The sequence below is a fragment of the Salibacterium aidingense DSM 18341 genome (assembly GCF_000429685.1).
Taxonomy (GTDB): domain Bacteria; phylum Bacillota; class Bacilli; order Bacillales; family Marinococcaceae; genus Salibacterium; species Salibacterium aidingense.
This window is the reverse complement of record NZ_AUCI01000002.1, coordinates 234161-247510: the sequence shown is the minus strand read 5'-3', so window position 1 is coordinate 247510 and position 13350 is coordinate 234161. Positions and strand designations below refer to the sequence as shown.

Annotated in this window: 14 protein-coding genes; 5 read left to right on the top strand and 9 right to left on the bottom strand. The window is 44.6% G+C overall.

Annotation, left to right across the window (positions count from 1 at the left end):
- Window positions 1-2 precede the first annotated feature (2 nt).
- From G475_RS0103465 to G475_RS0103445, 4 genes are all read right to left on the bottom strand, one after another.
- Complete coding sequence (locus G475_RS0103465; RefSeq protein WP_026700077.1) at window positions 3-1322, bottom strand: dihydrolipoamide acetyltransferase family protein; 1320 nt, start codon at window positions 1320-1322, stop codon at window positions 3-5.
- A gap of 102 nt (window positions 1323-1424) precedes the next feature.
- A complete protein-coding gene (locus G475_RS0103460) occupies window positions 1425-2402 on the bottom strand; it encodes an alpha-ketoacid dehydrogenase subunit beta (RefSeq protein WP_026700076.1) in 978 nt (325 codons plus the stop codon).
- 3 nt (window positions 2403-2405) lie between these two features.
- Entirely contained in the window at window positions 2406-3449 is a 1044-nt protein-coding gene (gene pdhA / locus G475_RS0103455) for a pyruvate dehydrogenase (acetyl-transferring) E1 component subunit alpha (protein WP_084413978.1), read from the bottom strand.
- An 825-nt stretch (window positions 3450-4274) separates the two neighbouring features.
- Window positions 4275-4955 carry a YkyA family protein gene (locus G475_RS0103445; protein WP_026700073.1) on the bottom strand — a complete coding sequence of 227 codons (681 nt, stop codon included), beginning with the start codon at window positions 4953-4955 and terminating at the stop codon, window positions 4275-4277.
- A gap of 237 nt (window positions 4956-5192) precedes the next feature.
- On the opposite strand from G475_RS0103445, the gene G475_RS26640 reads away from it, so the two are divergent.
- Both G475_RS26640 and def read left to right on the top strand, forming a co-directional pair.
- Window positions 5193-5339: a YjcZ family sporulation protein gene (locus tag G475_RS26640; protein ID WP_026700072.1), complete on the top strand. Its 147-nt coding sequence runs from the start codon at window positions 5193-5195 to the stop codon at window positions 5337-5339.
- 183 nt (window positions 5340-5522) lie between these two features.
- Window positions 5523-6071 carry a peptide deformylase gene (def, locus tag G475_RS0103435; protein ID WP_026700071.1) on the top strand — a complete coding sequence of 183 codons (549 nt, stop codon included), beginning with the start codon at window positions 5523-5525 and terminating at the stop codon, window positions 6069-6071.
- A 149-nt stretch (window positions 6072-6220) separates the two neighbouring features.
- Here the strand turns inward: def and G475_RS0103430 are convergent, their stop codons facing one another.
- Window positions 6221-6997, bottom strand: coding sequence for a Cof-type HAD-IIB family hydrolase (locus tag G475_RS0103430; RefSeq protein ID WP_026700070.1), 777 nt, complete (start codon window positions 6995-6997; stop codon window positions 6221-6223).
- A gap of 340 nt (window positions 6998-7337) precedes the next feature.
- Here G475_RS0103430 and G475_RS0103425 point away from each other — a divergent pair, with 340 nt between their 5' ends.
- Window positions 7338-7547, top strand: coding sequence for a DNA-dependent RNA polymerase subunit epsilon (locus tag G475_RS0103425; RefSeq protein ID WP_026700069.1), 210 nt, complete (start codon window positions 7338-7340; stop codon window positions 7545-7547).
- Between the two features lie 3 nt (window positions 7548-7550).
- On the top strand, window positions 7551-9218 hold the full coding sequence (rnjA, locus tag G475_RS0103420) for a ribonuclease J1 (protein WP_026700068.1): 1668 nt from the start codon (window positions 7551-7553) through the stop codon (window positions 9216-9218).
- 184 nt (window positions 9219-9402) lie between these two features.
- On the opposite strand, the gene G475_RS0103415 is transcribed toward rnjA, so the two are convergent.
- From G475_RS0103415 to G475_RS0103405, 3 genes are all read right to left on the bottom strand, one after another.
- The gene (locus tag G475_RS0103415; protein ID WP_026700067.1) at window positions 9403-10068 is read right to left on the bottom strand and encodes a potassium channel family protein; all 666 of its coding nucleotides are present in this window, start codon (window positions 10066-10068) and stop codon (window positions 9403-9405) included.
- A gap of 105 nt (window positions 10069-10173) precedes the next feature.
- Entirely contained in the window at window positions 10174-10623 is a 450-nt protein-coding gene (locus G475_RS0103410) for a TlpA family protein disulfide reductase (protein ID WP_324603201.1), read from the bottom strand.
- Between the two features lie 29 nt (window positions 10624-10652).
- A complete protein-coding gene (locus G475_RS0103405) occupies window positions 10653-11198 on the bottom strand; it encodes a peroxiredoxin (RefSeq protein ID WP_026700065.1) in 546 nt (181 codons plus the stop codon).
- Between the two features lie 173 nt (window positions 11199-11371).
- Between G475_RS0103405 and G475_RS0103400 the strand changes: the two genes are divergently transcribed.
- Window positions 11372-12205, top strand: coding sequence for a mechanosensitive ion channel family protein (locus tag G475_RS0103400; protein WP_026700064.1), 834 nt, complete (start codon window positions 11372-11374; stop codon window positions 12203-12205).
- 26 nt (window positions 12206-12231) lie between these two features.
- Here G475_RS0103400 and G475_RS0103395 read toward each other — a convergent pair whose 3' ends face one another.
- Entirely contained in the window at window positions 12232-13161 is a 930-nt protein-coding gene (locus G475_RS0103395; protein ID WP_026700063.1) for an NAD(P)/FAD-dependent oxidoreductase, read from the bottom strand.
- Window positions 13162-13350: the final 189 nt, after the last annotated feature.

Genomic DNA, 13350 nt, shown 5'->3' with positions numbered 1-13350 from the left:
GTTTACCCCTCCATTACTAATAATTCTGGATCATTTAACAAACGTTTGATGTGATTGAGGGCATTTTGTGCTGTAACGCCATCAATAAGACGGTGGTCATAACTTAAGGATAAAGCAAGCATTGGGCGGATGACAACTTCTCCGTCCCGAACTACTGCTTTTTCTTCTATACGGCCGATTCCAAGAATCGCCACTTCTGGATGGTTGATAACTGGTGTAAACCATTGTCCCTGCGCCGAGCCCACATTAGAGATTGTGGCAGAGCCGCCTTTCATTTCTTCCGAAGACAGCTTCCCGTCGCGGGCCTTGCCGGCTAATTCGTTGATTTCATCTGCAAGCATGAAGATCGATTTTCGGTCTGCCTCTTTCACCACAGGAACGACAAGGCCTTGTTCCGTGTCAGCAGCAATACCAATATTAAAGTATTTCTTATAAACAATTTCTTCATTCTCATCATCAATAGAGGCATTCAGCACAGGGTATTCCCGGATGGCTGACGTTAACGCTTTGACGACGTAAGGAAGATAAGTCAGTTTAATATCCTTTTCTGCGGCTACTGGTTTGAATTTTTTGCGGTTAGCCACCAGATTTTCTACATCTACTTCATCAAGATGGGTGACGTGCGGCGCTGTCTGCTTGGAATTTACCATCGCTTTGGCAATGGCCTTCCGGATGCCTTTCATTGGAACACGTTCTTCCTGAGCTGCAGTATCTTGTACAGGAGCTCCGCCGGCCGGTGCTGCTTCTTTATCTTCCCCGGTTTCAGCTGCAGGCTGGCCGCCTTCCAGATAAGAATGAACATCTTCTTTTAAAATGCGTCCGTTTTTACCGGATCCTTGAACATTCTGGATGTCCACCCCTTTTTCACGGGCAAACTTTCGCACAGAAGGCATCGCGATAACACGTTTTCCATCGTCTTTTTGATCAGAAGCCTTTTCGGTTTGAGAAGCTTTCTCTGTTTCAGCAGAGCTTTCTTTTTGAGTGTTTTCTTCTGTTTTCTCTTCTGCCTGTTCTTCTGCTTGTTCTTCTGTCTGTTCTTCTGTACGGCTCCCGCCGCCGCTGTCGTCGGAAGGGGAATCCTCACTGCCGTCATCAATAATAAGAATGACATCCCCAACATTTGTCGTTGCTCCTTCTTCCGCTTTCACTTCTTTAACCGTTCCTTCTACTGGAGAAGGAATTTCAACAACGGCTTTATCGTTTTGAACTTCGCACAACACATCGTCTTCCTGGACCGTGTCGCCCGCTTTCACAAACCATTTTACAATTTCACCTTCGTGAATACCTTCACCAATATCTGGTAATTGAAATTCGAAAGCCACTATGGTTGCCTCCTTTTGATGTCTATTACTTTAAAACAGAAGAAACTGAAAAAGAAACACTTTGTTCCTTCTTCAGTCTGCTTGAATAGCGTGGACCCCGTTTTAGAAATGGACGACCTCTTTTGCCTTTTCCGTTACATTGGTATGATCCGGGAGCCAGATATCTTCGGCCGCTGCAAACGGGAAGACCGTATCCGGAGCAGTAACCCGCAGCACAGGTGCTTCCAGATGAAGAATCGCGTGCTCGTTAATTTCAGCAACAACATTACTTGCGATACCCGCCTGCTTCTGTGCTTCCTGTACCACAATGGCCCGGTTTGTCTTTTTCACGGATTCAAGGACGGTTTCCATATCAAGAGGGCTGATGGTCCGAAGATCAACGACCTCTGCTTCAATTCCATCTTCAGCCAATTCTTCGGCTGCTTTCAGCGATGTATGGACCATCGCTCCATACGTTATAATAGAAACATCTTTTCCTTCACGTTTCACTTCTGCTTTATCAAGATCTACGGTGTATTCTTCTTCCGGCACCTCTTCACGGAAGGAGCGGTAAAGCTTCATATGCTCAAGGAAGATGACTGGATCGTTATTACGGATGGAGGAAATTAATAACCCTTTGGCGTCGTAAGGGGAAGATGGAATCACGACTCTTAATCCGGGGGATTGAGCCATCAAACCCTCCAGACTGTCCGCATGCAGTTCCGGGGTTTTCACCCCTCCTCCAAAAGGAGAACGAACCGTGATGGGAGCATTATAATGACCCCCGGAGCGATAACGGAGTCTTGACATCTGACCACTAATGCCATCCATTGTTTCAAATACGAAGCCAAAAAACTGAATTTCCATGACAGGGCGGAAACCGGTAAGACTGAGACCGATCGAAAGTCCGCTGATGCCGGATTCCGCCAGGGGCGTATCAAACACACGGTCTTCCCCGAATTCTTTCTGCAGCCCTTCTGTTGCCCGGAATACTCCTCCGTACTGTCCTACGTCTTCCCCGAAAACAAGCACGTTTTCGTCGTTTTTCAGCTCCGTACGCATTGCATCTGTTATTGCTTGAATCATCGTCATTTGCGCCATAGCTTACTTCGACTCCTTCTCTCTATATTCTTCGAGCTGATCCTTTAGATGAGGAGGCAGCACTTCATGCATATTTTCAATTAAGTCTGAGACTTTTTGTTTCGGTGTGTCATCTGCTTCCTTGATGGCCGCTTTAATTTCTTCCTTCGCCGTATCGACAACTTCATTTTCCTGTTCCTCAGACCATAGGTCTTTGCTTTCTAAGTACTTGCGCAGACGAACAAGCGGGTCCCGCTTTTCCCATTCGTCATCAAGATCAGACGTACGGTAGCGGGTAGGGTCATCCCCGGCCATCGTGTGCGGTCCGTAACGATAACAAAGCGTTTCCAGAAGGGTTGGACCGCCGCCATCCAAGGCACGCTCTCTTGCTTCTTTCGTAGCAGCATACACCGCCAGAACATCCATTCCATCTACCTGTACTCCCGGTATTCCCGCAGCAACGCCTTTTTGAGCAATTGTTTTCGCTGATGTCTGCGCATCTGCAGGTACGGAGATGGCAAACTGATTATTCTGGACAACGAAAATAGCCGGAGCTTTAAAGGAACCAGCAAAGTTCATTCCTTCATAAAAGTCACCCTGTGACGCGCCTCCATCGCCAGTATACGTGATTGCCACACTATTCTTCTCTTTTTTCTTCAAACCAAGGGCAACACCGGCGGTTTGAACGATTTGAGCTCCAATAATAATCTGTGGAGATAACACATTCAGCTCTTCCGGAATCTGCCCTCCGTGAAAATGGCCGCGTGAAAATAAAAATGCCTGATACAGCGGAAGTCCATGCCATACAATCTGGGGAACGTCACGATACCCGGGAACAATCCAGTCTTCCTGCTCCAATGCATACTGCGAACCAAGCATCGAAGCTTCTTGTCCAGCCACCGGAGCGTAAAATCCAAGTCTCCCCTGCCGGTTTAAGGATACGGCGCGCTGATCCCAGATTCTTGTGTACACCATCCGCTTCATTAATTCCTGTAAATCCTCATCTGTTAAATCCGGAAGGGCGTCCTTGTTTACAATTTCGCCTTCTTCGTTCATGACCTGAAACATTTCGAAGTGACCTTCCGCTTGTTCTAATGTATTGCTAGCCACAAATGCTCACCTCTTCCTTTCTTTCCATGGGTAGAAATAAGATACCTCCGCACCATTTCAACCTACAATTAGGGTAACCACATCCGATGAAAACATCAGCTTGGATGTTTATCATTTCCACTAGAACTAATGTACCCTGCAGTCCTTTTGTATAATCATCAGGAGCCATCTCTTTTACATGATACAACTGTTCCAGTAAAAGTTCAAAAAAAATGAAACAACCCTGCTCTTTGATAAGAATATACTAATTGAAAAAGATTCGTCAATCCTTTTTGTTCAAACGTTTTTATGAGTTTTCCGCCTTCTGGAGGAATTGTTAAAAAACCTTACTGTTATATATCATTTCGCACTTGCTACAAACAGCATTCCCTGTTGGAAGCGAATTCAATTTCTTTTTTTTATATGACAGACTGCCGCTGTGGGATGCCGGCAGAATAACTATTTACTACAACATGAAGGCGCCTCGTGTATATCAAGGTGCAGATGGACAAAAAAGCCGGAACGATTCTTTTCTGAATCGTTCCGGCTTTTTGTGGGCAGATGCTGGTGTCCTAATTTCCACACCTGCGAACAGAATCTTGCGGACATTTATTCCGTTAAATCGTAAAAAAGACTGGGCTGGAAAAATCAACGAAATAAAGGAATGAATGTCCGTCCGCCGTGCGTTTGAAACAAGACGGCGAGACTCAGAAAGATTCCCGGGTAGTTTTTCCCTCTAGAAAACGCTGTTCCCTGCTTATGCAGACCCTTCTCGGACTTCTGCGCCCACGCCGAGGTTTCTCCTTAGTTTGATTCTTCCACCTCTTCTGTTTCTCCAGTGTCAATCTCAAGTTCTGACGCTTCATAAAAGTTTTCTTTTGCTTTGTTATATTCATCGGTATACTCGTTAAACGTATCCCTGTTTTCGATAACCTTGCTGTATTGTTCATTAACTTGATCAATTTGGTTCTGCAGTTCTTCGATGGTGAGATCTTCATTCGTAAAGGCTTCATATAAAGATATATCCTGTGTAATAGCTTCCTGGTAACTTTCATATAAACTTTGATAAGCGTTATATCGGTTGTTCATGGCTTCCTGAAGAGATTCTGCCTCACTTTCTGCTCCCTCTACTCTGCTCATTTCTTCTTCCGCTGTTTTATATTCTTCGTAGGCTGCTTCAATACTTTCTTTTTCTTTTTCCAATTTCCCTTTACGCTCTTCCGCCAGATCTTTTGCTTTTTCTGCCAGCTTTTCAATTTCATCCATTTCTTCCGTACCAAGAGAGAGCATGTCCTCATACAACTGCTGTTCCTGTTCTTCAAGGTTCATAATGGGTTCCTGCTGCGCTTCAAACCCTTCTTCCAGTTCTACGGCCTTTTCGAGATGAGTATATGCTTTATCGGATGCACTTTCACCACATGCCGTCAAGGAGAGCAGACATATAACCGCTGCTCCTAAAAATAGTTTTTTGCTATGTAAAAACACTGCTTTCTCCTCCCTGCTTCTTCCCTGCTTCCAAACATTTATTTACATTCCTATCCTAGTTTTCTTACGTTATTTACCCTCACAATCATAAAACAACACATACTCTAAAATCAACAAACATCATTGTTTTTTAGGTTACTGCCCACTCATTTTTATTACTATGACATAGGGTATTAGGGAAATAACCCATAATCAGTATTCGTCTTGAAGGAGGGAAATCTAATGTGGGGAAATCAAATGTATAACCCTTATAACTATGGCCAGGGCCAGGTCGGCGGCTACAGTACTGGAGGGTACGGCGGCGGAAAAGCATTTGCGTTGATCGTCGTGTTATTTATATTGCTCGTAATCGTTGGAGCTTCAAGAGTGGAACACAAAGAGTAAACGCTTTTGCCTAAAAATTTACTTTCGAAAAAAAGGGGGAGAGTCCCTCTTTTTTTCTTTTTCCTTTCTTATTTTCTTATTAAATTGCTTCTGGTTTTTCCATTCCCTTATTTCTGATATACTGAAATAATATCCTGTACTCTGTAATACATAATAAAAAGCAAGCGCTGGAGGGATAAATACATGCTGACGATGAATGATATTGTAAGGGAAGGCCACCCCGCTTTACGCATGGTTGCAGAAGAGGTCCCCATGCCTCCTTCCGAAGAAGATAAAGAGACACTAAAACAGATGCTGGAGTTTCTAAAAAACAGTCAGGATCCCGAAATGGCAGAAAAATATCAGCTGCGTTCGGGGGTTGGCCTTGCTGCGCCGCAGCTGGGAATCAACAAACGAATGTTTGCCGTCCATGTAACGGATGACAAAGAAAATCTGTACAGCTATGGATTGTTTAATCCAAAGATCACCCGACATTCTGTAGAAATGACGCACCTCGAAGGAGGGGAGGGTTGTCTTTCTGTAGACCGGGAAATTCCGGGCAATGTCCCGCGTTATAAAAGGATTACTCTTGAAGGAATATCCCTGGAGAATGAAAAAGTGCGGCTCCGGCTGCGTGATCTTCCTTCCATTGTTTTTCAGCACGAACTGGATCATCTTAATGGCATTATGTTTTATGACCGGATCGAAGAAGAAATACCGGAAACAGGAAAGAAGGACGATGGGGCTTTATAAGCCTTCGTCCTTCTTTTTAGATTTTGGATGTTTTCGAGATCCAGCGCCAGCACCCGTCAGACCCACATAAGGGTCTGCAGGACGAAGAACCGTACGAGGCTGCTATGGGACATTACCCCTGTTCAGGGCCCCCACGCTTTTCTCAAATATTATAACAGTCCTATTCGTTCCAGCCCCTGTTTTACCCCATCTTCATACACAGGGGAAGTCACGATGTCCGCTGCCTGTTTTACTTCTTCGAGGGCATTTCCCATCGCAATACCTACCCCCGCTTCTTTCAGCATTTCCATATCATTCAAGGCATCTCCAAACGCAGCTGTGTCTTCCATAGAATACCCTAAATGATTGGCCGCCGCCTGCAGGCCTTCAGCTTTTGACCCTCCCGAAGGAACGACATCCACCGCCAGTTGATGCCAGCGAACAAAACGAAACGTATCATAATTATTTCTATATTCCTGTTCTGCCTCCGGTCCGCAGAAAAGAAGGGCCTGGAAAATTTCTTTTTCTTTATAATAATCTTTTTTTGTTGGGGGATACGGCATTTTTAAGTCGCCAAGTCCTTTTGCAATTGCCTGGTTTTCTTCCGAATCTGCTGCCGCCTGTTCATGATCCAGAAAGACCATGGGATGTTGCAGCTGTCCGGCTGTTTTATGTAATTGAGCTACTTTTGCAGTTTCCAGAGGTTTTTTATCAATCACTTCCCCCTCTGCCACCACGTAGGAACCATTAAAGCTTACAAATGTTTCGATCCCCAATTCCTGCCGCAGCGGTTCAAACATGAACGGGGCCCGGCCCGTGGCGATCGCGACATATACTCCCTTTCTCTGAAGCTCTTCCACAGCTTTTTTTGCAGACAAAGGTAATGTCATTTCTTCTGTATAAAGCGTCCCATCAATGTCAAAAAATACGATAGAAGGTTTTTTCATAACTCCATCACCTTACAGCTTTCTTTTATATATTCCGCGTTCTGAAAATACAAGTAATATCGTAACATAAACCGCTCGACTCATCATATTTTCGAACATAATATTTATACAGCGTAACATTCTATTGAAAAATGTTCAGATATCGATTACAATTTGTTAATTGGATACTTGTCGGGCGTATGAAAATAAAAACTTCCTCGTGGTTACTTTTATTCATTTGATTTATAATATATGGTAGAAGTAATACAATGATCGTTTATATAGATATGCTGCAATTGACGGAAACCGGAGGCCGTTGGACAGCATGTCTTGAGGTATATAGAAAAAGGAGAGATCAAACATGATATTCAAAGTGTATTATCAAAAAGATTTTAATCAAATCCCTGTGCGGGAAAATACGGATTCCCTGTTTATTGAAGCGGAAACAGAACGGGAAGTACGGCAGAAGTTGGCGGATAAAAATTATAATATTGAGTTCATTCAACCGGTTTCCGAGGACCAACTGAAGCATGAACAGAAAAAAGAAGATTTTAAAGTGGAGAACCTGTAAAGCATGAAACAAATGAAAAAAAATCAAGTTGCTATTTTCGCCCTCGGAGGTCTTGGCGAAATCGGCAAAAATACGTACGCCATACAATACCAGGATGAGATTGTGCTCATCGATGCCGGAATCATGTTTCCAGAAGACGAACTGCTTGGTATAGACTATGTTATTCCTGATTATACGTATCTGGCCCGCAACAAAGATAAAATTAAGGGCCTTTTTGTAACGCATGGACACGAAGACCATATTGGCGGCATTCCTTATTTACTCCGGGAAGTGAATGTCCCCATTTATGGCGGTAAACTTGCGATCGGCCTTTTAAAGGGAAAGCTTGAAGAACATGGTTTGCTGCGCCGCGCTAAGTTGAATGTGGTAAACGAAGATCAGGTCATCAAATTCAAGAAAACAAAAGTGTCTTTTTTCCGGACAACCCATAGTATTCCGGATTCATTTGGGATTGTTGTTCATACTCCCGAAGGAAATATTGTTCAGACAGGAGATTTTAAATTTGATTTTACCCCTGTCGGTGAACCGGCCAACCTGTCCAAAATGGCCCGCATCGGGGAAGAGGGCGTCCTTTGTCTGTTGTCTGACAGTACAAATAGTGAAGTGCCCGGTTTTACCATGTCTGAAAGAAAAGTTGGAAAAAGCATTGATAATATTTTCCGGCAGGCCGACGGACGCTTAATATTTGCTACGTTCGCCTCTAATATTTACCGGCTTCAGCAGGCCGTGGAAGCTGCTGTCCGTCATGGACGCAAAATCGCCGTATTCGGCAGAAGTATGGAATCTTCCATCACAATCGGGCAGGAACTTGGTTATATCAAAGCGCCGAAAGGAACTTTCGTAGATGCTGCCCAATTAAACCGTATCCCGGATAATCAGGCTGCTATTTTATGTACAGGCAGCCAGGGAGAACCGATGGCGGCTCTATCCCGGGTTGCTCACGGGACCCACCGGCAGATTCAGATTATACCCGGGGATACCGTTGTGTTTTCGAGTTCTCCTATTCCCGGCAATACACTTTCTGTGAATAAAATTATTAACCAGTTATCGCGCGCCGGTGCCAAGGTCATACACGGTTCTTTAAATAATATTCATACGTCCGGCCACGGCGGCCAGGAGGAACAGAAATTAATGCTCCGCCTTTTAAAGCCGCAGTATTTTATGCCTATTCACGGTGAATACCGCATGCTGAAAATGCATACCCGGCTCGCGCGGGACTGCGGTGTTCCGGAAGAAAACTCCTTTATCATGGAGAATGGGGAAGTTCTGGGCTTAACAAGAAAAAGTGCGGCGCCGCTTGGCAAAGTACCATCCGGATCTGTGTATGTAGATGGAAACGGTATCGGTGATATCGGCAATATTGTGCTGCGCGACCGCCGTATTCTCTCCGAAGAGGGGCTGGTGGTTGTAGTAGTCAGCATTGATATGAAAAACTTCAAAGTTTCTGCCGGACCGGACATTATTTCCCGCGGATTTGTTTACATGCGGGAGTCAAGTGATTTAATCAATGATGCCCAGGCCAGATTAACCAAACACCTTGATGAAGTAATGAAACGTAAAACGACGCAGTGGGCAGAGATCAAAAATGAAGTAATTGATCAGCTGTCTCCCTATTTGTATGAAAAGACTAAACGAAAACCAATGATTTTACCGATTATTATGGAAGTATAATTTAAAGGGGCTGTATCAATAGGTACAGCCCCTTTCCTGTGATAAAGAAAATATAACCGAGGCAGATGCGGAAGGCGGCGACTCCGGGCCAACAGGATGTTGGTCATGCAGGCGCTGCCCACGGCAAGCGTCCGCCTGCAGCGGATGCCTCAGCATGTAACGCACTTTTGATACAGCTCCTTTATTATGTTTCATCAATCCAGTGGTTTTCCAGACGGTTGATATCATCGTCGGCTCCGATCACAATTAGAATATCTCCCTCTTTTATGATGGCCTCAGGTCTTGGAGAAACATTAATGTCTTCTTCTCGTTTGACGGCTAAAATATTGCAGCCGTATTTAGAGCGAAGGTCCAGGTCCACAATCGTCTCCCCATCTATCGTTGGGCCGGCGGCCAGCTCCACGATACTGTATTCATCCGATAACTCCAGATAATCAAGCACGTTCTTCGAAACCACATTATGAGCAATTCTTACCCCTATATCCCGCTCCGGGTGAATAATTTCATCTGCACCAATCCGGCTTAACACTTTTTCATGATAATCATTCTGTGCCTTTACCGTGACATGTTTTACTTCCATCTCTACCAAAATCAGCGTGGTTAAAATACTGGACTGAATATCATCCCCAATTGCGACAATAACATGATCAAAATTTCGTATGCCCAGGCCGCGTAACGCTTTTTCATCTGTGGTATCCGCAATCACAGCCTGGGTAACAAGAGAAGCAAATTCATTGACTTTCTCTTCATCCTGATCAATGGCGAGCACTTCTATCCCTTCGTCTACCAGGGATTTACAAATGCTTCCGCCAAAACGACCCAAACCGATAACGGCAAATTGTTTTTTCATAACCTTTCCTCCGCAGCTCTCTTTCAGATTAACAAGACTTCTTATATTTTAAACGATGAAAGAGCGCAGCGCAAAACAGGACAGCCGCTTTTAAGAAAGATAGGGTCAACTTCTGTTTAGAATACGTTCTATCTTTTTTCTCAACAGTCTAATCCCATCATCTCCTGTTTGAACATGATACAGCCTCCCGTCTTTATCGAAAAGATAATACGCAGGAACGTATTCGTTTTGAAAGGCATTCGTTAAAAGATGGTCATTATCCACAAATACAGCTTGTGTAATGCCGTTTCTCTCGGCTCCTTTTGTGATTTTATCTATGTCGCGGTCCCGTTTGGAACGCGGCATGTGCACGGACACAAAATGGACAGCGTTTTGATAAGAATCCCGCAGTTTATTAAGTTTTGGCATTGCCTCTTCACAAAGGCCGCAGCTAACCGACCAAAAATGAATAAGAGTTGGTTTACTTCCTATTAATTCTTCTTTTTTCCACTCTTTATTTAACCACAGCGTTTCTCCAGCCAATTCCGGCATGTCAGATTTTTGTTTCAGCGGCATTGTGATCCCTCTCCTTTTTTCCTGCTTCCTCACAGGGAAGGTTGGCCGGGCTTCCAGTTGGCCGGGCAGGGTCTGCCTGTCTGCAAGGCCTGCAGTACCCGCAGTGTTTCATCTGTATCTCTGCCGACATTGTGATGATGGACGACAGAATACATCACTTCTCCCTCTGGATTAATAATGAAAAGCCCTCGGTGCGCTGTTCCTTTCTCTTCTTCCAATACTCCATAATCTCTTGACATTTTATGGTTGGTATCTGCACCCAGAGGGTATAAAATTTTTCCAAGTCCATTCCTCTCCCTTTCAAGTTGACACCAGGCTCGATGGGTATAAACGGTGTCGGTGGACACCCCGATAACTTCTGCGTCTAAGTCTTCAAATTCTTCGTATTGATCGCTTAATGATGTAATTTCCGTGGGACACACGGTGGTGAAGTCCATTGGGTAAAAAAACAGTACCGTCCATTTCCCTTTTTGCATGATCCCGGACAAACTGACTTCCCCGAATGTTTGATCAGGATAAACGACCGATACAGTAAATGGAGGGGCCGGGGAACCTGGTATTGCTTGATGTCTCATGGACAAACTCCTTCCTTTCTGGAATAAAGATATATCTATTTGTTATCTTATACATTGGAAGCAATTATGTTATAATATCTTGCGTTGTCGAAGAAACTCGTATTTTGTTCATTGCACGGAGGGGTAATGAAAAAGGAACTTTTAATGACAAGGAGTGGAAACAAGTGGAAGAGATGTTAGGAATGACTTTGGGAAGTGCCTTATTAGCCGCCATTGTAAAAGGGCTTCTAAAAATATTACTTCTCATTATCGGATTTTTTATTGTAAGAACGATCGGAAAAAATGTAATAATCCGTACATTCTCCCGGATGCAGGAGCAGAAGAACATGCACCCTGGCAGAGTTCAGACGCTGATGAAGCTTAGTATTAACGTTTTTTCCTATGTGCTTCTTTTTATCTTTATTACGATACTTATTGGAATATTCGGCCTCGAGATCGCTCCGATTATTGCCGGAGCAGGTATTGTCGGACTTGCGGTAGGTTTTGGGGCGCAGGGACTGGTCAGTGACATTGTAACCGGCTTCTTTATCTTATTGGAAAAACAGGTGGATGTGGAAGACTACGTTAGTGCTGCGGGGATTGACGGCGTGGTTGAAGAAGTTGGATTAAGAACCACTCAGATAAGGGGGTTTGACGGAACGCTTCATTTTATACCCAACCGGGAAATCAGTACGGTGAATAATCATTCGCGCGGTAATATGCGTGCGATGGTGGATATAAGTATTTCTTATGATGATAACATTGACGAAGCGGTTCAGGTACTGCAGAATGTCTGTGATCAACTGGCTTCTGAAGAGCCGGCCATCAAAGAAGGACCAGATGTTCTTGGAGTGCAGGGATTTGGTGATTCGGATGTCGTTATTCGGATCCTCGGAAAAACAGAAAACATGGAACAATGGGGGATCGAACGAAAACTCCGGAAGGCCTGCAAAGAAGCGCTCGACAAAAACGGTATCAAAATTCCATATCCCCATCAAGTGTACGTGGATAAAAGACAAGAAGCGTAAAACAAACAGCAGGCAGCGGCGGTCCTTTATGTTTCAGCCGCTGCCTGCCTTTCTCTTTGCCATTCTTCCTCTATCATCGTCTTATTAAGATGTACGGCTGCTTCATAGCCTTCTCCGGCTGCACAAACAAGGCCGGTAAACGAGTGGCTGGCATCTCCAATAGCATAGAGACCGTTGATATTTGTGCGGCCATGGGCATCTGTCTCATATTCGTTCCGTTCATTCATGGAGGCTCCAAGTCGGGGAGGGAGTTCAAAGGATTGTTCCGTTCCCGTCCCCATAATAAAACCGCCTGTTCGTCTGATAGGACCCTTATTCTCCACCTGTACAGACTGTAACCGTCCATGGACCGAATAACAGGCAGCAATAGCGTCCTCCACCACCTTTATATGACGACGCTCCAGTTCCCGCCGGGCTTCCCCCGGTAAATGCTCTCCGTTTGTAAAAACCACGAGATCGCTGCTCCAGTTTCTGACAAGAGAAGCATACGCCACGACCTTTTCCCCGCTTCCAAAAACAGCAAGCGGTTCTCCCCTTCTCTCCCATCCGTCACAATAAGGGCAGACAAATACACTTTTTCCGAACACGTCACGGAAACCTTGTATCGACGGTAATCGTTCTTTTTTCCCGGTAGCAAGAATTACTTTTTTGCTGAAAATCTGTTCTCCACTTTCCACGTCTATCGTAAAGCCGTCCGGCGTTTTTTCAATATCCCGTACCGTATTTTTCCATATCTCAACCGTTTCATACGCTGTTAATTCTTCGTTCGCCATACGGCGGAACGCAAAGGGACTGATCCCGTCTCTGGTAAGAAAACCATGAGAGGACGCCGTTACCATATTCCGCGGAGCCTGTGCGTCGATAAGTATCGTATCGCGAAGCGACCGCCCTAAAACCAATGCTGCACTTAACCCCGCCGGCCCTCCTCCTATAACAGCCACGTCTCTCCTCTTCATTCTAGAACCTCCTCGTATATTATACTTCTTAGAAGAGCTTATATTTCGTTTTTTTCCGCGGTTTTCTTGTTGACATATCGCCCGCAGGTCTTTTTAGTTTTTAGTGTTAAACGTAGAAGACACCTCTATCCTGCCTATTATTGTTAAATCTTCTCACGGTCATAAAGCACAAGAGAAGAGTAGATAATT